Source organism: Bacillus sp. FJAT-29814, assembly GCF_001510715.1.
In the GTDB taxonomy this organism is placed as follows: domain Bacteria; phylum Bacillota; class Bacilli; order Bacillales; family Cytobacillaceae; genus Neobacillus.
The window spans coordinates 451633-473372 of the sequence record NZ_LMTJ01000005.1; the positions used below are offsets into that span (position 1 = coordinate 451633).

The following is a 21740-nucleotide window of genomic DNA, read 5'->3' on the forward strand; positions in this document are numbered from 1 at the left end:
TGTTCATAGGTATATCAACAATACGGAGTAGATAAAGATTATATTTATTTCGAAGAGGACTATAGTAGAAAACTATCAGATGAGAGAGAGCTTTTAAGGTCAAGGAGGATTAATATGCTTAAAAAAAGGTTAGTGGCATTAATAGTGATCGCTTCATTTCTAACAAGCTGGATATTGCCCAAAGCTTATGCGGAAGCAGAATTTCAGCCGGAAAAATTCCCTTATAAGGCGATGCAGATTCAGGTAATGCCAGAGTTTGACTACCCGGAGGATTGGGCTTCAAGAGAAGTTCCTTCGCTATTAGTGGGGATGTACGGGACGATTACAAATAAGACCGGACAGGACTATGACGGAAAAATTGAACTTGCGGTACCCGCAAAGGAAAAAGGTTTTGATGCCTTCCTGGTAGCCGAATTTCCCGAGGAAAACAAGCCTGAGGTTCAACGTCCATATGACGTAGACCTTGAGAAGGGGATCATCAGCTGGAAACCAGGAAAACCGATTAAAAATAATCAAGAATATCAGTTTGTCATTGAGTACTACACCCAATCGATTGATGTAAAAGATCAAAAAAGCTTTACCTATGAATTTACGAATAAAGCAGAAACAGAACAGCTTGATGTTATTTTTTATGCACCGATGAATGCAAAAGAAATCAAGCTTGAGCCAAAGGCCCAAGAAAATTCCAAAAATGAGTATGGCGAGGAGCTTTATTTCTACCAATATAAAAACGTCAAAATTGGTGAACCGTTGAAGTATTCCTTCTCCTATAAAAAAGATGGGACGGAATCAACAATGGAGGCCATTTCCAAAGCCCAGCCGCCTAATGATAAAAACCATGAGGGTGTCAGCGGCAGCGCGACAGACCAAATTTTGGGCGACAACAGCAAGGATGGAGGTAAAAGTCCAATCATTGGAATCGGCGGGGCATCGATTATCGGGATTGCCATCATCATTGCCGGGGCCTTCGTTTACCTAGGATTAAAGGCCAATTCACAAAGTCAGGCAAAAATGTCCAAACAAAATAAACAGCCCCAAAAAAGACAAGGGTCAACCACAACTCAAAAGGTGAACAAAACAGTCAGCAACGAAGCCAAGAAAGAACTGCGCAAAAAACTATTAACCGGAAAAATTGACCAAGAAACGTACGATGAAGAAATGAAAAAATTAATCTAATGAGGTGATTTGGATGAAAAAGAATACACTCGTCATGCTTGGCGGATTTATTATTGCTGGTGCAATTGTTTTCCTCTTAATGGCCGCAACCCCTGGATCAAGTGGTGTTGAATTGACGATGAAAGAGCTGTTGGCAAATCAACAAGACTATAAAGATGATTTTGTTACCGTAGAAGGACTACTGGTCGAAGATTCTATTAAATGGGACGCAGACAAAATAGAATTGAAATTTGATGTAAAAGATAACGACGGCAACATCATGCATGTGATTCATAATGGAACAAAGCCGGATAACTTCTCAGATGGCGTTATTACCATTCTCCAAGGTGCACCAACTCAAAAGAATACCTTTGTTGCAGAAACAGTCAAAACGCGCTGCCCTTCCAAATATGAGGGTGAAGACATGAAAAACTATGATCCCGAAACACATAAAGAAAAACTGAATCAGCCACCGAAGGAACAATAAAAGGCAAACTTAAGAAGGTGACGAAATGTACTTATTTGCTAATGCAACCATATATATCGGATTGGCAATCGCGATATATTCACTCCTAATTACGACACTAGGAATAAGCATAAAAAATCAAAAACTGGTAAACAGCGGTAAAGGCGGACTTATTGCACTTCTTGTTTGTACATCCCTAGCCATGTTGACCATGTTCTACCTGTTGGCAACTTCGCAATTCCAATACGAATATGTATCTGATTATACGAGCAGTGAACTCCCGGTTATCTATAAACTCACAGCCCTTTGGGCAGGCAACGCCGGATCCCTGCTACTTTGGACGTTCTTTCTGACGCTATATATCGCAATGATCGCCTTCTCAAGAAAGATGAAAGGCAACCCGATGGTTCCATACATTTCATCCATCTTGCTGGCAAACGCGGTTTTCTTCTTCTTCATTCTAGGGTTTGTCGCCAAACCATTTGTTTTGCTTGATCAGGTTCCGCTAGAAGGAAAAGGATTAAACCCAATGCTGCAAAATCCGGGAATGATTATTCACCCTGTCACACTTTACCTCGGATATGTAGGGCTAGCCATACCATTTGCGTTTGCAATGGCAGCGCTGCTATTGAAAAACGTTGATGATTTCTGGATTAAAATGACTAGACGCTGGACGATTATCGCCTGGTTATTTCTAAGCCTTGGCAACATTTTTGGAGGCCAGTGGGCCTATGTCGAACTGGGATGGGGCGGATACTGGGCATGGGATCCGGTTGAAAATGCCTCGTTTATGCCATGGTTGACCGCTACAGCCTTCCTGCACTCTGTCATGATTCAGGAACGGAAAAACATGTTGAAGATTTGGAATATCAGTTTAATTATCGTTTCATATGCCTTGACCCTATTTGGTACCTTCCTGGTTCGAAGCGGCGTGCTGACATCTGTCCATGCATTTGCCAATTCTAATCTAGGATTATATTTCCTAATTTTTATGGCAATTGCAACCATCTTGGCATTATACGTGCTGATGAGCCGTTACAACCTGTTAAAACGGAGCGCCGGTGAATTTCAATCATTTGTTTCCAAGGAAAGCAGCTTCCTTGTAAACAACTTGCTGCTTGTTGGCGCGGCATTCGCGGTGTTCTGGGGAACTGTATTCCCGCTCGTTTCCGAGGCTGTACGAGGCACGAAGGTTACAGTGGGTCTTCCTTTCTTCAACAAGGTGGAAGCACCGATATTATTATCAATGATGTTCGTAATGGCGGTTTGTCCGTTGCTGGCATGGCAAAGGTCAACTGTTAAAAATCTCAAGAAAAACTTCATGATTCCTGCCATTCTTGCAGTAGTGGCAATGGTGCTGATGGTAGTATTAGGCATCACAAAAGCCTGGGCCGTGATTGGTTATGGTGTTATTGCTCTATTGTTAGTTACTCACTTCTTGGAGTTTTATAGAGGTGTCAAAGCAAGAAGAAAGATGACAAAAGAATCACCGCTCGTCGCTTTATACCGGTTAATGATCCGCAATCGCCGCCGCTACGGTGGATATATCGTTCACCTTGGCATCGCCTTTATCACTATGGGGATTATCGGTTCCCAGAACTATGACGTGGAAACAATGAAAACCGTTCCGCTGGGCGGTTCGATAGAGTTGAAGGATTATAGATTAAACTACGAGCGTTTGGATCAAAAACGTGAAGGTATTAACGATATTGTCTATGCCGATGTAACAGTATTTAGAAATGGTAAAAGAATAGGGACCTTCCAGCCTGAAAAAGTCTTTTACGGCAACTGGGAGCAGCCTTCATCAGAAGTGGCGATCATTTCATCTATTAAAGAGGACCTCTACATTGTGCTAAGCGCCTGGGAAAATGACGGCAAAGCAACCTTTGTTGTCAAAATTAACCCTATGATGAACTGGATGTGGTTCGGTTCATTTATGATCGTCATCGGTGCGCTTTTCGCTGTATGGAACGGCAAATATGGAAACGTCACTCCAAGATACACTGGAGTACGTAAAGAGGTGTCTTAATATGAAGAACAAGTTTTATGTCGGGCTCCTCGTACTAGCGTTTATTTTTCAAGGTTCATTCCTACGTGTGGAAGCAAAAGAGTTTGACTACAAATCTCCAGAATTTAAAGCAGTCGCTCAGCAGTTTGCCTGTACATGCGGTTGCGGGCAGGATCATTACGAATGCGACCCGAATACATGCAACTTAACCACTGAATTTAAAGCAGACCTGGTTGATATGATGAATAAAGGCTGGGACAAAGATAAAATTCGTGAGTATTATGTCAACATTTACGGCGAAGAAATTCTGACTTCCCCCGAAAAAAAGGGTTTTAGTCTTACAGCATGGGTCCTTCCATTTGCAGCATTAGGCGGGGCTGGCGCAGGCTTGTATTTCGTGATTCGCAAATGGGTAAAACGGAGAGGCCCAGAGGAAACTGAAATGATCACCCAGAACCCTGAGGAGGAAGTGGAAAGCGAAATTCTTTCTTCCATCATTGACGAAGAACGCAAAAAGTATCTTTAGGATGTGAACAAAATGCAGGATATTTCCATCATTTCGATGATCTTTACAGCCGCATTGGCGCTGACCTGTTTATTTCTAATATTGGCACCGTTATTTAAGTGGGATACGTATTTACATTTCGCCCCCAAAAATCAGGATTTAGCGTCAACAAAGGAAGCATTGTTGACAACATTAAATGAATTGGAATTTGAGTACAAGATGGATAAGATCTCCCACAATGATTACAAGCATTTGAAGAAGCAATACGAAATAGAAATCGCCAAGATTATGAAGGAAGAAGAGGACGTGGCCGTCACAAAAGTCGATCAGGATTTAATGGCTGAAGTCGAGAAAGAGATTGAGGCGCAAATGAAAAGTTATAAAATCAAAAAGGGGGAAGGAAAGTGATCAGAAAAATCACCGTTTTCCTCCTTGGACTGATGCTGTTGATTCCGATTCAGGGATTGGCAGCGTCAGATTCAAAGATTGTTACGGATATGCAGTATATCGTAGTCGGTCCGGCTGAAGATGGTTCTTCTACGTATTTAAATAATCGAAGCTATTATGTCAACTCCAGTGCCGAGGAATACAAGGGCGACGGACAAAGTGAGGCCGTTCTGACGGTAACACTTCCAGAAGGAGCGAAGGATTTAAATTTCTTGGATAGCAAAATTGCCGCAAAACAAATCGACAAAGGGTTTATTACAACAACTCCGGTTGGGCCTAATGAGCGGATTGAACTGGCTTATAGCTACCGAATGGATAAGGGAAAAGACATAAAGTTAACCATCAATTATCCAACCCAATCACTGATGATGCTTGTTGAAGAGGGAAATGGCAGCGTTGAATTTAACGGGGTGACTTCAACAGGACCGGAGCTTTTGAATATGGATGGCAAGAACTTTTGGCTTTATTCACTTGAAGATTTAAAAGCTGACCAGACTTTTACTATGGTATATAAGCAAGATGTTCAGCCTGCTGTTGATTCTTCAAAGCAGGAGCAGACAGCAAGTAACAGCGGGGCAGCGAGCAATGTTACCCACACAGCACCTGCCTTCCACAACCCGGGTCATTTACGGATGTGGGCACAATCCCCATTGCGCAGCTTCGACCCGCATATCTTTTTGATTATTGTCGGAGTGATCGTCATAGCTGGAATCTCCTATTATGTCTACTTCAGACGAAAAGCTAGATTGGAAGAAGAACGGCTAGGAGCAGATAAGGAAGAGAAAGCATTTAAACTGCTGATGACCAAGCAAAAAGCGATAATGGACAAAATCATTGAACTGGAAGAAACCTTTGGCGATGGCAAACTTTCTGAGGAGGAGTACCAAGCCAAACTGGATGCCTATAAACAGCATCTGGTACAGGTAAAATTAAACTTACGCAATTTCGTAGACTAGCAGCCGGAATGGGAGGGACCGCAATGATAGAAATTAAAAAGCTGACGAAGCAGGCTGATAATAAGCTGATCTTACGTGGCGTAGACCTCTCGGTAAAAAAAGGGGAAACAGTAGCCATCCTTGGCCCAAATGGAGCGGGGAAAAGCACGCTGTTAAAAGTTTTGGCCACCTTAATCAAACCCACATCGGGGACAATTAAAATCAATGGTTTGGATTTAAAAAAGAACCAGATTGCCATAAAAAAAATTCTAGGTTATTTACCACATTCCAGCTTGCTATACGATCATTATTCACCATTGGAAAATTTGATTTTCTTTGGTGATTTATATGGAGTTAACAATTCGGAGCAGCGGGCGATTGAATTAGTTAAAGAAGTTGGCTTAAGTTTCTTCTTAAACGAGCCGGTGAAAAATTTTTCACGGGGGATGATTCAACGGATTGCCATTGCTCGTGCGATTATCCATGAGCCGGAAATCCTGCTTTTGGATGAACCGCATACAGGGCTCGATCAGGGAGCAATCTCCATTTTGAATAATGTCATACTTAACATGAAACAAAAAGGAACAACGACATTAATGGTAACACACGATTTTAAACAGGCAGCCGAGATTTGCGACAGAATCATCATTGTGAAAAACGGAAAAATTGTCGATGATTTCAAAATCGAGCAGCCATCATTAAGCGTTGTCTCTGAAAAATACGAGCTTCAAGTGGAGGGAGTAGTATCATGAACATCTTTTCATCGGCCCTCTTACTCGCAAAAAAAGATTTACTTTCGGAATTAAAAACAAAACAAATATTAGTTACTCAGATTATCTTTGCGGCCTTGGTCATTGTCGTGTTCAGCTTTGCGTTTGACCCGGCCAACAACACGACAAAAGCTGTGATTCCAGGAGTCATATGGGTCATTATCGTGTTTGCGGGTATTTTGGGCCTCAATCGGTCATTCATATCTGAACAGCGAAATGACACAATGCAAGGTCTTCTTGTGGCACCGATGGAAGCGGCAAGCATTTTTTTAGGCAAGTTTTTTGCCAACTTTACGATGATCTTAATCGTCGAAATTGTTTCCATCCCATTCTTGTTCTTGTTATTTGATTTTAAAATGACCGGCAGCATTGCTTACTTTATTCTCGTCATCTTTGTCGGAAGTTTTGGCTTCGTATCGATTGGCACTTTCTTGGCTGCATTGGCCGCCAATTCCAAAAGTAGCGAAATGCTCTTGCCATTATTGCTGTTTCCGATTACAAGCCCAATCTTGATCGGTGTTACCCAGGCAACAAGGATTATTTTATCCGACATGAGCAAATTATCGAGTGCTTTAGCCTGGACGCAGATGGTCACCGCCTATGATGTGATTTTCTTTGTTGTCGCTTTATTACTAATTGATTATGTGCTGGAGGTTTAACAGATGAGTATGAATCTCGAACGGGAAAAAACGTCCCTTCCTGCCGCGCAGCTGCCGAATGAAAAAAGCTCGAGCCTGCCAAAACTATTATTCTACGGAACAGTGATTTCAATGCTGGCCTCCTTGTATTTCATCTTCATTTTTGCAGAAGAAGAAAGAACGATGGGAGCGGCGCAAAAAATCTTTTACTTCCATGTCAGCTCGGCATGGGTCGCATTTTTTGCTTTCTTTGTCACCTGTGTACTAAGTATTTTGTTCTTAATCAAACGGAAAAGAATTTTCGATACCTATGCCTACGTTTCCGCTGAAGTCGGCGTTGTGTTTACGCTGATTGTCCTGACAACGGGCCCAATTTGGGCAAAATCCGCCTGGAATACATGGTGGGTTTGGGAACCACGGTTAATTACCACTTTGATTCTGTTCTTCATTTATATTGCATACATCATGATTCGCCATATGGATGGTGTCTGGGATAAAAAAGCTAGACTCGCTGCAGTATTTGGCATTATTGGCTTTGTAGACGTACCGATCGTATTCTTCGCGATTCGCTGGTGGCAAACGAAACTCCACCCGATTGTATTCGGTGAAGGACAGAACCAATCAGGCGGCGGAATTGCCCCAACAATGTTGGTCGCCCTGCTTGTGTCGATTGCGTCCTTTACCGTCCTTTACGCTTATTTGTTGAATAAGGGTGTTACCGTTGAAAATATGAAACTTAAAGTTGAGCAGTACAAAGAAAAAATAAGAGAAAGTTTAGATAAATAATAGGAGGAATCACTGATGAATTACGAATTTATGTATGCTGCCTATTCCGTTGCCTGGGTGATTATTTTTGCGTATATATTTATCATTGATAAAAAACAAAGCAAGATCCAAAAGGAAATCGAATTCTTAAAGCAGATTGAGAAATAAACTAGTGGAGGAAGTCCAATGAACCAGCGGATAATTAAGCCACTTGTGTTGATTCTTATCGTAGGCATGTTCGGCTTTTTCGGATACAGTCTGGTAACAAAAGGCGAGCATACGGATGTTGGCGATAAGGCCTATAATTTTGAACTGCCTAATCTTGATGGCAGCATGACCAAACTCTCCGATTACAAAGGAAAGGTCGTCATCTTAAATTACTTCGCCAGCTGGTGCGCACCTTGTAAGGAAGAATTTCCGGAGCTTGCCGCCTTCCATAAAGACTATGGCGATAAATATCCATTAATCATGATGAACCGTGGTGAAACAATGGATAAAATAAAAAAGGTCACCAAGAACAATCAAGAGGGAATGATCTATTTATTTGACTATAACGCCAAGATTTCCAAGCGGTACAATGTTACCGGCCAGCCCGAAACGTTTGTCATCGATACACAAGGTATAATCAGGGAGCACTACAACGGGCCGGTTACGGAAATGATGTTATACAACTGGGCGAAAAAATACGATAAATAAATTAAAAAAGGATTACCATTATCAGGTTCAACTTTCAGATTGTCGAGAAAGTGTATTTTTCTCGGCAATTTTTATTATATCCAGAATCAAATTAGCGATTTTATTTGAAATTTCCCCTGCAATTGGGCCTGTTGATTTCCGCTCCACAAGGAAAGCTTCGGCAGCATAGGCATCGCACGACTAAAAGCGATAGCTTTTAGGAGGAGGTGCTTCGCTTTCCGCGGGCGGTTCGGGAAGTCTCCTCGGTGCGTTCCGCACCTGCGGGGTCTCCCCTGTTCCGTACTCCCGCAGGACACTGAATTACTTCCACGAATTTCCCCCCGCACGAAGAAAATGCGGAAGCATTTTCGAGGAGTCTTCGCACCTTCCGCTCCAATCAACAGGAGGCTAATCAATCAAAGGTATTGCAACACACTTTTCCTAAGTTTTAACAAGTGTGTTGCAATCTTTAGTTTTTGTTCTGGGATGATGTCGTTAGAAGAACCTGCTCATTTGCCTCTGTTATGCTTACCCGAATTGTAATCTCGTTCACTTCCTCATTTTCCTTTAACGGCATTTATTCGTAAATTAATTCTATCCTCTTCGAACAATCCAACTAATCGTTGCATAAGCCTATCTATACCTAACTCAGCTCAGAAAAAAGGTGCAACCAGTTACTTAGCCGGTTTTTACGTGACCAAAATGACTGGAAATACTAGAAATTGGTCACGTAGACTGGTTCTACGTGACCAAAATGGTTGGGAAAACTGAAAACCGGTCACGTAGACAGGTTCTACGTGACCAAAATGATTGGAAAAACTAGAAATCGGTCACGTAGACAGGTCCTACGTGACCAAAATGGCTGGGGAAACTAGAAATCGGTCACGTAGACAAGTCCTACGTGACCAAAATGGCTGGGAAAACTGAAAACCGGTCACGTAGATAGGTTCTAGGTGACCAAAATGACTGAAACAACAGCAAAACCGGTCACATAAAGCCATTCTGTGCAACCCATAGCATACAAAATCACCGCTCTGGTCGTTAAGAGTAAAAACAACAATATTTACGAAAACAGCGTATTAATAACACCTGTTGATTTGCGTGGAAGGCACGAAGACTCCTGCGGGAGTACGGGGCAGGGGGAGACCCCACAGGCGCTTGCGCCGAGGAGGCTCCCCGCAACGCCCGCGGAAAGCGAAGTGCCTGGAGCGCACATCAACAGACATGTCGAATAGTTTAATTGTTAATAGTGTTATAACAAAATGTTGCGGTCAATTGTAAAGACGAAAAAATATAAGGCTTAAGAAAGTTTTGACAGCCTAGGGATTGAATTTTGATCAGGTTCAATCCTTTTTTTTGCCTAATTCTAGTAATCTAATTAAATAGATTTAGCATCTTTTAAAAGAATTGGCCCATTTGAAAGTCATATTGTGGCTAAGCAGGCATACATTTTAAATAATGAGACAAGCAAACCAAGGAGGAAGCCTTTGTGGAAAGTATTCTTAACTTTTTGCCAAAAAAAATTGCCTGCCTAGTCGATCAAATCCCTCCTAATCAAAAAGAAGAATTGGAAGAAATTCGAATCCGGGTTGACCGCCCGATTGAAATCACTATGAAGGGAGCTCCTCGCTTCTTACCGTATATTATCCAGCCTGATGATGCTTCCCAGTTGATGAATAAAATTAGCCAGTTCTCTATTTATGCATTGGAAGAGGAACTTAAGCGCGGATATATTACCGTTTCGGGAGGACACAGAGTCGGCCTTGCGGGGAAAGTGATTCTCGAAAATGGCCTAGTGAAGGCGATTAGAGATATCTCCTCCTTCAACATTCGTATCGCCAGAGAGAAAGTGGGAATTGCCGAACCAATTATCCCATATATTTATCAGGGAAATTGGATGAATACCATGATAATCGGGCCGCCGCAAACAGGAAAAACGACATTGCTGCGTGATATTGCCAGAATGATTTCTACAGGAACGGGGGCGATCCCGGCCTCCAAGGTTGGTATAGTCGATGAGCGCAGCGAGATTGCCGGATGTGTCAATGGTGTCCCGCAATTAACTTTTGGTTACCGCCTCGATGTACTTGATGCCTGCCCAAAAGCAGAGGGGATGATGATGTTGATTCGTTCCATGAGCCCAGAGGTAATCGTTGTCGATGAAATAGGCCGCAAGGAGGATGCAGACGCGATTCAGGAGGCTGTTCATGCCGGGATTAAACTGGTCATGACGACACATGGGACAAGTATAGAGGAAATAAACAAACGGCCCTCTTTAAGGGAAATTCTCAGCCTGAAAATCTTTAAGCGTTTTGTGATTCTTAGCAGAAAGTCGGGACCCGGGACAATTACGAGAATAATCGACGACACGGGAAAAGAATTGTCTCGAAAAGTGAGCGTGACTTAAATGGTAAAAGTAATTGGCGCCATTTTTATTATTGTTGCTACGACAGTCGTTGGTTTTGAAGCGGCAAGGCATTTTAGTGAACGGCCAAGGCAGCTTAGGGCACTCCGTTCAGCGCTTCAATCGCTGGAGGCAGAGATTATGTATGGCCATACTCCGCTGCATGAGGCGGCAAGGCGGCTTTCAGCCCAACTGTCAAAGCCCCTATCAGGATTTTTCGATACCTTTGCCAAGAAGCTGATGGATACCGAAACGACCGTTAAAGAGGCTTGGGAAACTAGTTTACGAGAGGTATGGAAAACAACTGCTTTAAAACAGGGCGAATTTGAGATTATGAAGCAATTTGGCGAAACCCTTGGCCGCCATGACCGCTTTTCCCAGCAAAAGCATATTATGCTGGCTCTTTCCCATCTTGAGAGGGAGGAAGCTGACGCCGTTCAAGCGCAGGCGACTTATGAAAAAATGGTAAAGAGTCTCGGATTTTTATCAGGGTTACTGCTGATTATTTTATTATTTTAGGGGGAAAAGCAATGGGTTTAGAAGTCGATATCATTTTTAAAATAGCCGGTGTCGGCATTGTTGTCGCTTTTTTGCATACGGTATTGGATCAGGTTGGAAAAAAGGAATATGCGCAGTGGGTAACGCTATTTGGGTTTATCTATATCTTGTTTCAGGTAGCCTCGATTGTGGACGACCTGTTCCAGAAAATTAAATCCGTGTTTTTGTTCCAATAGAGGGGAGGGCTTTGCTATTGAAATCATAAAAATAGTCGGCGTAGCTCTTATTGCCACTTTCCTTGCCTTAATCATTAAGGAACAAAAGCCAAATATTGCATTCCTCTTAATTGTCTTTGTCGGGAGTGCCATATTTATATTTTTGGTGGACAAGATTTATGAAATTATCCACATGCTCGAACGGCTGGCTATCAATGCCAAAGTGAACTTGGTCTATATCGAAACGATTCTGAAGATAATCGGGATTGCCTATATTGCGGAGTTCGCCGTCCAAATCACCAAGGATGCTGGCCAGGGGGCGATTGCTTCCAAGATTGAACTGGCCGGTAAAATCATCATTCTCGCGATGGCGATTCCGATTTTGACAGTCTTAATCGAAACAATCATCAAACTGATTCCGAGCTAGCGTCGCCATTTTTTTCCTAAAAGTAGAGGTGTCCTAAAATGAAGCAAAGGCTGCAGCTTATTCCGATATTGACCCTTTTATTGTTTATTTTCTATGCGCAATCTGTCAAAGCTGCCGAAGAATCCACCCCGCCTTCAACCCCGACAGCGGCGCAGGACCTCGTAGATGCTCAGCTCGAAAACCTGGATTTGACCCAACTAAAACAATTTTGGCAGGATATTACCGATAAATATGGAGGCTTTCTTCCCGAAAGCCAGAAAGGGAGTCTTTACGACTTCATTAAAGGCGAGAAACAATTTTCTTTTAAACAATGGGGAATGGGATTTTTAAAGTTTATCTTCCATGAATTTGTAGCAAATGGAAAGTTGCTAGGTTCGTTAATCCTGCTTGCTGTTTTCAGCATGTTTTTGCAAACGATGCAAAATGCATTTGAAAAAAGCAATATAAGTAAAGTGGCATATGCCATTGTTTATATGGTGCTGGTGATCCTGGCTCTTAACAGCTTTCATATCGCCATCACCTATACAAACGAAGCGATTGGCACGATGATATCCTTTGTTCTTGCCCTGGTTCCGCTGTTGCTGGCGTTAATTGCCGCCACCGGAGGGCTGATATCTGCCGCGTTTTTCCATCCTGTCATTTTGTTCTTAATGAACATGAGCGGTTTGTTCATGCAATACATCATACTGCCGCTGTTGTTTTTAGCCACCTTGCTCAGCATTGTCAGCACGATGTCAGATCAATATAAAGTAACCCAGCTGGCCGCATTACTCAGAAACTGGAGCATCGGTTTGATGGGATTATTTTTAACAGTATTCCTTGGGGTCATTTCCGTGCAGGGCGCATCGGCGGCGGTTACCGATGGAATTACGATTCGGACCGCCAAATTTATTACCGGCAACTTTATCCCGGTAATTGGCAGAATGTTTACCGATGCCACGGATACCGTTGTCAGTGCCTCTGTCCTGTTGAAAAATACTGTAGGCATTGCCGGTGTAGCCATCCTGCTGATTATCGTCGCCTTCCCGGCCCTGAAAATTTTAATGATATCGTTTATCTACAAGTTTGCTGCTGCCATCCTGCAGCCTCTTGGCGGCGGCCCGATTATTACCTGCCTGGATATTATCAGCAAGAGTGTGATCTATGTCTTTGCGGCACTGGGAATTGTCTCGCTTATGTTTTTTTTGAGTATCACTGTCATCGTGGCGGCAGGAAATTTAACGATGATGATGCGATAGGGGTGCGTAGCTGAAATGATGGAGTTTATAACCGAATGGGTAACGAATATCATTCTCTTTGTCCTGTTGACTGTTGTCATTGACATGCTTCTGCCCAATTCTAGCATGCAGAAGTATACAAAAATGGTGATGGGGTTATTGTTGATTGCAATCATTCTCACCCCGATCTTTAAAATCATATCGAAAGATTTTGAGGGCGCCATTGCGGCCATCCCTGATTATCAGGCACCTGGAGAAAAAAATATGAAAAATTTAATAGATTTGAAGAAAAAAGAAATACAAGCCTCCCAGCATGCATATATTTTAAAAGAAATGGCTGTCCAGCTAAAAAAGGATGCAGAGGGGGAATTGATGGAGCAATACGGATTGGAGATCGCGAACATTGAATTTGAAACAGACGAAGAAATGGACATGGCAAACCCTGAAAACCTCCAAAAGGTAATCGTTCTTTTAAAGCATCCGGACACGGGCAAAACGACAGTCGAAGCGATTAAACCGGTCGTCATTAATACGGAAACACCTCTTCCATCTAAAAAATCAACAGCGGAAGCAGAAAAGGTTGCAGCATTTTTATCGGAAAAATGGAATGTGACAAAAGGAAAAGTAGAGGTTTCGATTGAAGGGGGGATCAGGAACAAGAATGGATAAACGATCAGGACCACTATCATGGTTGAAAAAGTGGCTCAAATTGGACGAGAATGCTGAAAAAAAGCCGGGAAAAATGCAGTATATGCTTTTGGTGCTTTGCATTGGCACCGCGTTTATGCTGGCAGGTAATATTCTTTTTAAACCTGAAAATAACTCTTCTGTCGCTCCAGCGGCAGCGGGTAAAGAGGCTGACACGGAAGACGTCGAAGCCTTCGGTATGAAAAAAAGTGCCGGAAATAAGACGATTGCCGAATATGAAGAAAAATATGAGGAGCGGCTAAAACAGGCCCTTGAAGAAATGCTTGGGGTAAATGATGTGACCGTCGTTGTTAATATTGATTCAACCGACCGAAAGGTTTTTGAAAAGAACAGCAGCGTAAAATCCCAAACAACTGAGGAAGGAGACCGCGAAGGCGGTCAACGGAAAGTGCAGGAAACTTCCGAAGATGAACAACTTGTCATTATCAGAAATGGGGAAAAGGAAGTACCGATTGTGGTGGAGACCAAAAAGCCGAATATTCGCGGGGTTCTGGTTGTAGCAAAGGGTGCCGATAATATTCAAGTAAAAAAATGGATTGTCGAGGCAGTGACGAGGGCTTTGGATGTACCAAGCCACAGGGTAGCTGTCTTGCCTAAAAAATAAAGGGGGAAGTTCTGAATGCTATTGAAAAAACAAACAGTTTGGTTACTAACAATGTTAAGTTTAGTGGTTGTCTTATCAGTCTATTACATTACCTCACCGGAACAAAAAGCAAATGACCTCACTGCGGTGGAACAAAAGGGACAAAAACAAACCAAAACAAAACCGGAAGCGAAAGATGGCAAAACCGTTGTATCGACTGTTGCCGGTGACGTTGCATTTGAAGAACTGAGAATGCAGCTTGAGGAATCCAGGAGCAAGCAAAGGGAAGAATTAACAGAAACAATGGGGACAACGAGCCTGCCCGCTGATGACCGGTTAAAGGCAAAGGATGAGATTGATCGATTAAGGGATATTTCCCAAAAAGAAGAGTATCTTGAGACGATGATTAAAGCAATGGGCTATGAGGATGCCCTTGTCAGAGCAGATGGAGAAAAGGTCAGCGTCACCGTTAAATCAAAGAAGAAGCATACTAAGGCTGAAGCAAATAAAATTATTCTGGAAGTGAAAAAAGAAATCAGTGACAGCAATTTCGTTGCCGTAACTTTTCAGCCGGCTAAATAATGATTTTAAAAGGGAAGCTAACCATGCTTCCTTTTTTTTGCCCTGGTTTCCTACAGTCAAATTTCACTTTTTAATTAAAAAATATTAAGATAAAAAGTGAGGGCCTGGGTGAAATTGTTTACATGGTTGAAGGAAGGTTATTGAACTTTTACAAAGTATTAAGGTATAGTATTAGTATCTAGTCTTAAAAAGTATTCCGAGGGGTGTAACCTAATTATGTTAAAGGTACAAGAAATCAGAGAATTAATTAAATTAGTAGACCAATCAAGCATTGATGAATTTGTATATGAAAATGACGGTTCAAAAATCAAAATGAAGAAAAATGGCGGAGTAACCGTTACAGCAGTACAACCGGCAACACAGCCTGCTGTTCAAGCGGCTCCCGCTCCAATTCAACCAGTTTCCTCACCGCAAGCGGCGCCTATTGCTGCTGTCCAGGAAACAATCCAGGAATCGCCAAAAGCAGAAGCAGCAGATGAACAGGCTACCCTTCAAAAGATCACATCCCCGATGGTTGGGACCTTCTACGCAAGCCCGAGCCCGGATGCAGATGCATATGTCAAGGTCGGGTCAAAGGTTTCAAAGGATTCCATCGTCTGTATCGTCGAGGCGATGAAGTTATTTAATGAAATCGAAGCGGAAGTAGACGGGGAAATTGTAGAAGTTCTCGCTAAAAACGGACAGTTAGTTGAATACGGACAGCCGTTGTTTTTAGTGAAGCCTGAATAAGGAGCGTAACAAATGATTAAAAAACTGTTAATTGCAAACAGAGGGGAAATTGCAGTTCGGATTATTCGTGCCTGCCGGGAAATGGGGATTGAGTCTGTTGCTGTCTATTCTGAGGCAGACCGTGAAGCCCTTCATGTTCAACTGGCCGATGAAGCTTACTGTATTGGTCCCACTTCATCAAAGGACAGCTATCTGAATGTCACCAATATTATTAGTGTCGCAAAACTGACCGGTTGTAACGCGATTCATCCCGGCTATGGATTCCTCGCAGAAAATGCCGATTTCGCCGAGCTATGCCGTGAGTGTAACATAACCTTTGTCGGGCCAAGTCCGGAGGCAATAACCAAGATGGGTACAAAGGACATTGCCAGGGAAACAATGCGCGAGGCAGGCGTACCGATTGTTCCTGGTTCAACCGGGATTATCAATGACATTGATGAGGCACTTGAACTTGTAGAAAAAATCGAATATCCAGTCATCATAAAAGCAACAGCAGGCGGCGGCGGTAAAGGAATCCGCGTTGCCCGAGATGAACAGGAATTAGTAAAAGGGATTACTATTACCCAGCAGGAAGCATTGACCGCCTTTGGAAATCCAGGAGTTTATATTGAAAAATTTATTGAGGATTTCCGCCATGTTGAAATTCAGGTCCTTGGTGACAATTACGGTAACACGATTCATCTAGGAGAGCGGGATTGCTCCATCCAACGCCGGCTTCAGAAATTGCTGGAAGAAACACCTTCACCTGCCTTGGACGGAGAAATTCGCGCCGAAATGGGAAATGCCGCAGTAAAAGCTGCAAAAGCAGTTGATTATTCAGGGGCAGGAACGGTAGAATTTATATATGACTACCGCAATCGCAAGTTCTATTTCATGGAAATGAATACCAGGATTCAGGTCGAACATCCTGTAACTGAAATGGTTACCGGAGTGGACCTCATTAAGGAACAAATTCGTGTGGCAAACGGTGAAAAATTAACATTGACCCAGGCTGATGTCACGTTTAACGGCTGGGCAATCGAGTGCCGCATCAATGCTGAAAATCCTGAAAAGAACTTTCTTCCTTCAGCCGGAAAAATTAAGATGTACCTGCCTCCCGGAGGACTTGGTGTACGTGTTGATTCTGCCGCTTATCCCGGCTATTCCATACCTCCATATTATGACTCGATGATTGCAAAGGTCATCACCTATGGAAGTACAAGGGATGAGGCGATTGCCCGTATGAAACGTGCCCTGAGCGAATTTGTTGTTGAGGGGATTCATACCACGATTCCGTTTCATTTAAAGCTCATGGAACATGAAAAATTCGTGGAAGGCGCGTTCAATACGAAATTCCTCGAGTTATACGATGTTATGAAGTCAGTTTAGCCAAATAAGAACTGGAGGTGTTTTTGATGAGTGAATTCAGTATTTTGGAAATGGATCAGGGAAGTAACAGTCTTGGCAAAATTGAAATTGCTCCTGAAGTAATTGAAGTGATTGCTGGGATTGCCGCATCCGAAGTGGAAGGTGTGTCCGGTATGCGCGGAAACTTCGCAGCTGGTGTTGTGGAGCGGCTTGGCAAAAAAAATCACGGTAAGGGTGTCAAAGTCGAATTAACTGAGACTGGTATCAAAATTGATGTGTATTGTGTCATGAAGTTCGGCATCTCGATTCCAACGGTGGCCGGCAAGATCCAAGAAAATATCCGCCAAGCCTTATTGAATATGACTGCTTTGGAGGCGGAAGAAGTTAACATTCATATTGTCGGCGTTCAATTTGAAACGCCAAAACAGGAAACGGTAATCGAAGAAGAAGTATAAAAAAACCAAAGGACCCTCTCCTTTGGTTTTCTTTTTTACTGACGCTTGTATGCGAATCCTGCTTACTTATGCTATTATTTTTATGCGTATAGTTAAATACTATATTTATGTATGAAAATATTCATAAAATAGCTAATTTCTCTAAAGGAGTTAAAGGTATAATGAAAAGAAGAATAGCAAGGGAAAAGGCATTACAGGCACTTTTTCAAATTGATATCAGCAAAACAGAACCAACAGAAGCCATTGAGCATGTATTGGAGGGCAAGGCGGGTGACGACTACCTTTCAAAGCTTGTCTTAGGAGTGACAGAGCAGCGGGAGGAAATTGACAAGCTAATTAGTGACAATCTCGAAAAATGGTCAATTGAACGATTAGCAGCTGTGGATCGCAACATTTTAAGAATTGCGGTTTATGAATTGAAGTTTTTTCAGCCTGAGATACCGGAAAATGTAATATTGGATGAAGCCATTGAAATTGCAAAAATATACGGAGATGACCAATCAAGCAAATTTATCAATGCAGTGCTTTCAAAGGTAAAACAAACGCTTATTCAAGAATAATTGATTGGGTCTTCTTCACTTAAGGGAGAGAAGAAAATGACTGCTGTTATTATTAATGGTAAAGACATTGCCGCAAAAAAAAAGCTTGAAATTGCCAAAGAGGTTGAAGAATTAAAAAGTCAGGGCGTAACGCCGGGATTGGCGGTAATTTTGGTCGGAAACAATCATGCCTCACGTACATATGTGACGAATAAACAAAAGACATGTCAGGAACTGGGTATGCATTCGCTGTTAATCGAAATGGCTGAAGAGGTGTCGGAGCAAGAGTTGCTCTCAAGGATTAATGAACTAAATAACGACCCGAAAATCCACGGGATTTTGGTTCAGCTCCCGCTTCCAAAACATATTGATGAAACAAAGGTCATTGAAGCCATTTCTCCTTTCAAGGATGTCGATGGGTTTCATCCAATTAATATCGGCAGGATGATGACGGGCCAAAATTCCTTTCTGCCGTGCACTCCCTATGGTATTATGGTGCTTCTTGAAGAGACGGGAATTTCTGTTGCCGGCAAGCATGCCGTTGTTGTCGGCAGAAGCAATATTGTCGGCAAGCCTGTAGGACAACTGCTCTTGAATCAACATGCAACGGTAACGTATTGCCACTCCAAAACAAAAGATTTAGTAAAACATACCAGCCAGGCAGATATCCTGATTGCTGCCGTTGGTATACCGAACTTTATTAAGGCCGAACATGTCAAAGAGGGCGCTGTTGTCATCGATGTCGGTATTAACCGTAATGATGCTGGGAAGCTCTGCGGGGATGTTGCATTTGATGAAGTTAGCCAAAAATGCGGTTACATCACTCCTGTTCCTAAAGGTGTGGGTCCGATGACTATCACAATGCTAATGTACAATACCTTAAAATCTGCAGTTGAAAGCCTGAATCGCTAATAAACAGATTGTCCTTATCCGATTATGATTAGTTTCTTCTTGGCTGACATAAGGAAGAGCTGACTATATAATGGATAAGGACAGTTTTATTCTTAACAGATTAAACAATGGGTTCCAAAAGGAGTAACATCGTTATGCAGGAGCAACGATATTTATCTGTGCATGCTTTAACAAAATACATAAAAAGAAAATTTGATGCCGACCCGCATTTGCAGGATCTTCATGTCCGAGGCGAAATATCAAACTTTAAACAGCATTCGAGCGGCCATATGTATTTTACTTTAAAAGACGATAAGGCCAGAATTCTTGCGGTCATGTTCTCGAGTCATTCCCGGGCGATGAAGTTTGTTCCGGAAAATGGGATGAAGGTTATCGTTAGAGGCGATATCACCGTTTATGAATCGAGCGGACAATACCAAATCTATATTAAAGAAATGCAGCCGGATGGTATCGGGGAACTGTTTCTGGCATTTGAACAATTAAAACAAAAGCTGGGAACGGAAGGATTATTTGCTGCCGAAACAAAAAAACCATTGCCGGCTTTTCCAAAAACAGTCGGAGTAATCACATCCCCTACTGGTGCAGCCATAAGGGATATCATTACAACAATCAAAAGACGGTATCCGATTGCCACAATTATTGTCTTTCCAGCTTTGGTTCAAGGCGAAAATGCCGCCCCTTCGATTGCTGGGGCTATTGATAAAGCCAATAGAATGAGCGAAATAGATGTATTGATTGTCGGCCGCGGCGGTGGCTCCATTGAGGAACTGTGGGCTTTTAATGAAGAACTGGTAGCCAGGGCGATTTATGCCTCAAGGATCCCGATTATTTCCGCAGTTGGGCATGAAACGGATTTTACCATTGCTGATTTTGTCGCTGATCTTCGAGCGCCCACACCAACTGGGGCCGCCGAATTGGCTGTTCCCCATATTGATGAACTGATGGACCGGGTGCTGCAGCGGCAAACAAGGCTCATTAGAGCAATGAAGGAAAAACTGCGCTTCGAAAGTGAACGGCTGGCCCGTATGGAAAGGTCGTACGCATTTCGATATCCAGAGCGGCTTTATGAACAAAAAATGGAACAGGTCGATAAACTGACAGAACTGCTTGTTCGCGGAACCACCCGAATGTTTTCGAAAAAATCGGAACAACATGAAGTGCTTTATAAACGTCTGCAGCGCAATCATCCTAGTGAAGCGTTAACTGAAGCAAAAAAGCAACTTGAACGGACACAAAAAGATATGAACAGGGCAATGCAACAAACCCTTGGGAAAAAACAAACAGATTTTGACCGGATCATTTCCACCTTGCAGGCTCTAAGTCCTTTGAAAATTATGGAACGTGGATACAGCGTAGCGTATACCAGCAATAACGGGTTAATTAAAAGTGTCAATCAAGTAAAGGTATCTGATCAGGTGCAGATTCAGCTGTCAGATGGAAGCCTTTTTTGTAAAGTGGAGAATATAAAGGAGAGCGAAAATAATGGCAAATGAGCAAACCATCTCGTTTGAAACGGCAATGTCGAAGCTTGAGAAAATTGTTGATAAGCTTGAGGCGGGAGATGTCCCTCTTGAGGAAGCAATCACTTACTATAAGGAAGGCATGGAACTTTCAAAGCTTTGTCATGACAAGCTGAAAAATGTTGAGGAACAAATTACGAAAATCATAACGGAGGATGGACGTACAGATAATTTTTCTATTAATGAGGAGGAGTAATGTTGGAAACCAGGCAATTAGATCAATTTGCACATGAATATAAGCTTCTTTTGGATCATGAGCTTCGTACATTGGTTGAAAAGCTAAATGCTCCTTCCATATTAAAAGAATCAATGGTCTATTCGCTTAAGGCCGGCGGCAAAAGAATCCGTCCGCTTTTGTTATTTGCAACCCTGGAAGCATTTGGAGAGGATCCGCGCAAGGGCTTATTTCCCGCTTGTGCGATTGAGATGATTCATACCTACTCACTGATTCATGACGACCTTCCAAGCATGGATAATGACGATCTTAGAAGAGGCAAGCCGACCAATCACAAGGTTTTCGGGGATGCTGTTGCCACGCTAGCAGGGGATGCTTTATTAACCTACAGCTTTGAAGTAATCGGAAAGCTTCCAAATGAATCGGTACCTCCGGAAACAAAAATAAAGCTTGTTGTGGAATTGGCTAAAGCAGCCGGAGCAGAAGGAATGGTTGGCGGTCAGGTGGCCGATATGGAAGGAGAAGACAAGTTTCTATCCCTTCAGGAGCTGGAATATATCCATATTCATAAAACCGGTAAACTATTGAGCTATAGTGTCTTGGCCGGGGCCATCATTGCAGGGGCAAATCAAAACCAAATGGAATTCCTGTCAGCTTTTGCCCACCATCTAGGGCTTGCCTTTCAAATTCAGGATGATATTTTGGATGTAACTGGCAGCCAGCAATTGATTGGGAAAAAAGTAGGAAGTGACACGGCTAACTTGAAGAGCACCTATCCGAAACTGTTAACATTGGAAGGGGCTAAAGTCGAATTAACCAAGCAAATCACTGCGGCAAAGGAAAATCTGCAGAAAACGGGATTAAATATAAACCTTCTGGTGGAGCTAGCCGAATTGGTGGCATCCCGGGATCATTAAGCATCCAGGCATTTGAGGCAGGAAATTAACTGTGTTATAATTGGTTTCAATGTCGAAACCGTTGTCAATGCCGTTATCACAGTTGTGTTAGCGGCTATTTTTTAAGAGCCCGGGTTTTTAAATCAAACCGTCTTTTAGATTAACTGCC

The 21740-nt window shown here is 42.6% G+C and carries 27 protein-coding genes; all 27 read left to right on the forward strand.

Going from position 1 to position 21740, the window contains the following annotated elements; translation table 11 throughout:
* Positions 1–114 precede the first annotated feature (114 nt).
* Positions 115–1176, forward strand: coding sequence for a hypothetical protein (locus tag AR334_RS14630; RefSeq protein ID WP_066312369.1), 1062 nt, complete (start codon positions 115–117; stop codon positions 1174–1176).
* 13 nt (positions 1177–1189) lie between these two features.
* Positions 1190–1642 (forward strand): cytochrome c maturation protein CcmE, encoded by a 453-nt coding sequence (locus AR334_RS14635; RefSeq protein WP_066312375.1) that lies wholly within the window; start codon positions 1190–1192, stop codon positions 1640–1642.
* Positions 1643–1667: 25 nt separating this feature from the next.
* Complete coding sequence (locus AR334_RS14640) at positions 1668–3650, forward strand: heme lyase CcmF/NrfE family subunit (protein WP_066312376.1); 1983 nt, start codon at positions 1668–1670, stop codon at positions 3648–3650.
* 1 nt (position 3651) lies between these two features.
* Positions 3652–4155, forward strand: coding sequence for a cytochrome c-type biogenesis protein CcmH (locus AR334_RS14645; RefSeq protein WP_066312378.1), 504 nt, complete (start codon positions 3652–3654; stop codon positions 4153–4155).
* 12 nt (positions 4156–4167) lie between these two features.
* Positions 4168–4542, forward strand: coding sequence for a hypothetical protein (locus AR334_RS14650; protein ID WP_066312385.1), 375 nt, complete (start codon positions 4168–4170; stop codon positions 4540–4542).
* Positions 4539–5537 (forward strand): hypothetical protein, encoded by a 999-nt coding sequence (locus AR334_RS14655; RefSeq protein WP_066312389.1) that lies wholly within the window; start codon positions 4539–4541, stop codon positions 5535–5537. Before AR334_RS14650 ends, AR334_RS14655 begins: the two co-directional genes overlap by 4 nt.
* 23 nt (positions 5538–5560) lie before the next feature.
* Entirely contained in the window at positions 5561–6268 is a 708-nt protein-coding gene (gene ccmA, locus AR334_RS14660; protein WP_066312399.1) for a heme ABC exporter ATP-binding protein CcmA, read from the forward strand.
* Positions 6265–6945 (forward strand): heme exporter protein CcmB, encoded by a 681-nt coding sequence (locus AR334_RS14665; RefSeq protein WP_066312405.1) that lies wholly within the window; start codon positions 6265–6267, stop codon positions 6943–6945. Before ccmA ends, AR334_RS14665 begins: the two co-directional genes overlap by 4 nt.
* A 3-nt stretch (positions 6946–6948) precedes the next feature.
* Positions 6949–7710 (forward strand): cytochrome c biogenesis protein, encoded by a 762-nt coding sequence (locus tag AR334_RS14670; protein ID WP_082692950.1) that lies wholly within the window; start codon positions 6949–6951, stop codon positions 7708–7710.
* Positions 7711–7725: 15 nt separating this feature from the next.
* Positions 7726–7857 (forward strand): CcmD family protein, encoded by a 132-nt coding sequence (locus tag AR334_RS28950; RefSeq protein WP_082692951.1) that lies wholly within the window; start codon positions 7726–7728, stop codon positions 7855–7857.
* Positions 7858–7875: 18 nt separating this feature from the next.
* Positions 7876–8385, forward strand: coding sequence for a TlpA disulfide reductase family protein (locus AR334_RS14675; protein WP_066312409.1), 510 nt, complete (start codon positions 7876–7878; stop codon positions 8383–8385).
* 1468 nt (positions 8386–9853) lie between these two features.
* Positions 9854–10771, forward strand: coding sequence for a stage III sporulation protein AA (gene spoIIIAA / locus AR334_RS14680; protein WP_066312412.1), 918 nt, complete (start codon positions 9854–9856; stop codon positions 10769–10771).
* Positions 10772–11287 (forward strand): stage III sporulation protein SpoIIIAB, encoded by a 516-nt coding sequence (gene spoIIIAB / locus AR334_RS14685; RefSeq protein WP_066312414.1) that lies wholly within the window; start codon positions 10772–10774, stop codon positions 11285–11287.
* 11 nt (positions 11288–11298) lie between these two features.
* Entirely contained in the window at positions 11299–11502 is a 204-nt protein-coding gene (gene spoIIIAC, locus AR334_RS14690) for a stage III sporulation protein AC (protein WP_007084610.1), read from the forward strand.
* A 16-nt stretch (positions 11503–11518) separates the two neighbouring features.
* Complete coding sequence (gene spoIIIAD, locus AR334_RS14695) at positions 11519–11908, forward strand: stage III sporulation protein AD (RefSeq protein WP_301337170.1); 390 nt, start codon at positions 11519–11521, stop codon at positions 11906–11908.
* A 38-nt stretch (positions 11909–11946) separates the two neighbouring features.
* Positions 11947–13146: a stage III sporulation protein AE gene (spoIIIAE, locus tag AR334_RS14700; protein WP_066312419.1), complete on the forward strand. Its 1200-nt coding sequence runs from the start codon at positions 11947–11949 to the stop codon at positions 13144–13146.
* A gap of 18 nt (positions 13147–13164) precedes the next feature.
* Positions 13165–13794, forward strand: coding sequence for a stage III sporulation protein AF (spoIIIAF, locus tag AR334_RS14705; RefSeq protein ID WP_066313864.1), 630 nt, complete (start codon positions 13165–13167; stop codon positions 13792–13794).
* Positions 13787–14437, forward strand: coding sequence for a stage III sporulation protein AG (gene spoIIIAG / locus AR334_RS14710; RefSeq protein ID WP_066312422.1), 651 nt, complete (start codon positions 13787–13789; stop codon positions 14435–14437). Before spoIIIAF ends, spoIIIAG begins: the two co-directional genes overlap by 8 nt.
* A gap of 15 nt (positions 14438–14452) precedes the next feature.
* A complete protein-coding gene (locus AR334_RS14715; RefSeq protein ID WP_066312423.1) occupies positions 14453–14998 on the forward strand; it encodes a SpoIIIAH-like family protein in 546 nt (181 codons plus the stop codon).
* 216 nt (positions 14999–15214) lie between these two features.
* Positions 15215–15727: an acetyl-CoA carboxylase biotin carboxyl carrier protein gene (gene accB, locus AR334_RS14720; protein WP_066312424.1), complete on the forward strand. Its 513-nt coding sequence runs from the start codon at positions 15215–15217 to the stop codon at positions 15725–15727.
* Positions 15728–15739: 12 nt separating this feature from the next.
* On the forward strand, positions 15740–17095 hold the full coding sequence (accC, locus tag AR334_RS14725; protein ID WP_066312425.1) for an acetyl-CoA carboxylase biotin carboxylase subunit: 1356 nt from the start codon (positions 15740–15742) through the stop codon (positions 17093–17095).
* A 26-nt stretch (positions 17096–17121) separates the two neighbouring features.
* On the forward strand, positions 17122–17529 hold the full coding sequence (locus AR334_RS14730) for an Asp23/Gls24 family envelope stress response protein (RefSeq protein ID WP_066312427.1): 408 nt from the start codon (positions 17122–17124) through the stop codon (positions 17527–17529).
* A 161-nt stretch (positions 17530–17690) separates the two neighbouring features.
* The gene (gene nusB / locus AR334_RS14735) at positions 17691–18089 is read left to right on the forward strand and encodes a transcription antitermination factor NusB (protein ID WP_066312429.1); all 399 of its coding nucleotides are present in this window, start codon (positions 17691–17693) and stop codon (positions 18087–18089) included.
* A gap of 36 nt (positions 18090–18125) precedes the next feature.
* Positions 18126–18980: a bifunctional methylenetetrahydrofolate dehydrogenase/methenyltetrahydrofolate cyclohydrolase FolD gene (gene folD, locus AR334_RS14740; protein ID WP_066312431.1), complete on the forward strand. Its 855-nt coding sequence runs from the start codon at positions 18126–18128 to the stop codon at positions 18978–18980.
* A 134-nt stretch (positions 18981–19114) separates the two neighbouring features.
* Positions 19115–20473 carry an exodeoxyribonuclease VII large subunit gene (gene xseA, locus AR334_RS14745; RefSeq protein WP_066312435.1) on the forward strand — a complete coding sequence of 453 codons (1359 nt, stop codon included), beginning with the start codon at positions 19115–19117 and terminating at the stop codon, positions 20471–20473.
* A complete protein-coding gene (locus AR334_RS14750; RefSeq protein ID WP_066312440.1) occupies positions 20463–20696 on the forward strand; it encodes an exodeoxyribonuclease VII small subunit in 234 nt (77 codons plus the stop codon). The genes xseA and AR334_RS14750 overlap by 11 nt, the downstream gene beginning before the upstream one ends.
* Positions 20696–21592 carry a polyprenyl synthetase family protein gene (locus tag AR334_RS14755; RefSeq protein WP_066312446.1) on the forward strand — a complete coding sequence of 299 codons (897 nt, stop codon included), beginning with the start codon at positions 20696–20698 and terminating at the stop codon, positions 21590–21592. Before AR334_RS14750 ends, AR334_RS14755 begins: the two co-directional genes overlap by 1 nt.
* Positions 21593–21740: the final 148 nt, after the last annotated feature.

Coding starts and splice junctions, on each gene's coding strand:
- AR334_RS14645 (WP_066312378.1), top strand. CDS start 3,652: ATGAAGAACAAGTTTTATGTCGGGCTCCTCGTACTAGCGTTTATTTTT.
- AR334_RS28950 (WP_082692951.1), top strand. CDS start 7,726: ATGAATTACGAATTTATGTATGCTGCCTATTCCGTTGCCTGGGTGATT.
- spoIIIAF (WP_066313864.1), top strand. CDS start 13,165: ATGGAGTTTATAACCGAATGGGTAACGAATATCATTCTCTTTGTCCTG.
- AR334_RS14665 (WP_066312405.1), top strand. CDS start 6,265: ATGAACATCTTTTCATCGGCCCTCTTACTCGCAAAAAAAGATTTACTT.
- AR334_RS14650 (WP_066312385.1), top strand. CDS start 4,168: ATGCAGGATATTTCCATCATTTCGATGATCTTTACAGCCGCATTGGCG.
- AR334_RS14755 (WP_066312446.1), top strand. CDS start 20,696: ATGTTGGAAACCAGGCAATTAGATCAATTTGCACATGAATATAAGCTT.
- spoIIIAB (WP_066312414.1), top strand. CDS start 10,772: ATGGTAAAAGTAATTGGCGCCATTTTTATTATTGTTGCTACGACAGTC.
- nusB (WP_066312429.1), top strand. CDS start 17,691: ATGAAAAGAAGAATAGCAAGGGAAAAGGCATTACAGGCACTTTTTCAA.
- spoIIIAE (WP_066312419.1), top strand. CDS start 11,947: ATGAAGCAAAGGCTGCAGCTTATTCCGATATTGACCCTTTTATTGTTT.
- AR334_RS14635 (WP_066312375.1), top strand. CDS start 1,190: ATGAAAAAGAATACACTCGTCATGCTTGGCGGATTTATTATTGCTGGT.
- xseA (WP_066312435.1), top strand. CDS start 19,115: ATGCAGGAGCAACGATATTTATCTGTGCATGCTTTAACAAAATACATA.
- AR334_RS14675 (WP_066312409.1), top strand. CDS start 7,876: ATGAACCAGCGGATAATTAAGCCACTTGTGTTGATTCTTATCGTAGGC.
- accB (WP_066312424.1), top strand. CDS start 15,215: ATGTTAAAGGTACAAGAAATCAGAGAATTAATTAAATTAGTAGACCAA.
- ccmA (WP_066312399.1), top strand. CDS start 5,561: ATGATAGAAATTAAAAAGCTGACGAAGCAGGCTGATAATAAGCTGATC.
- folD (WP_066312431.1), top strand. CDS start 18,126: ATGACTGCTGTTATTATTAATGGTAAAGACATTGCCGCAAAAAAAAAG.
- AR334_RS14630 (WP_066312369.1), top strand. CDS start 115: ATGCTTAAAAAAAGGTTAGTGGCATTAATAGTGATCGCTTCATTTCTA.
- AR334_RS14670 (WP_082692950.1), top strand. CDS start 6,949: ATGAGTATGAATCTCGAACGGGAAAAAACGTCCCTTCCTGCCGCGCAG.
- AR334_RS14640 (WP_066312376.1), top strand. CDS start 1,668: ATGTACTTATTTGCTAATGCAACCATATATATCGGATTGGCAATCGCG.
- AR334_RS14750 (WP_066312440.1), top strand. CDS start 20,463: ATGGCAAATGAGCAAACCATCTCGTTTGAAACGGCAATGTCGAAGCTT.
- AR334_RS14730 (WP_066312427.1), top strand. CDS start 17,122: ATGAGTGAATTCAGTATTTTGGAAATGGATCAGGGAAGTAACAGTCTT.
- accC (WP_066312425.1), top strand. CDS start 15,740: ATGATTAAAAAACTGTTAATTGCAAACAGAGGGGAAATTGCAGTTCGG.
- spoIIIAC (WP_007084610.1), top strand. CDS start 11,299: ATGGGTTTAGAAGTCGATATCATTTTTAAAATAGCCGGTGTCGGCATT.
- AR334_RS14715 (WP_066312423.1), top strand. CDS start 14,453: ATGCTATTGAAAAAACAAACAGTTTGGTTACTAACAATGTTAAGTTTA.
- spoIIIAG (WP_066312422.1), top strand. CDS start 13,787: ATGGATAAACGATCAGGACCACTATCATGGTTGAAAAAGTGGCTCAAA.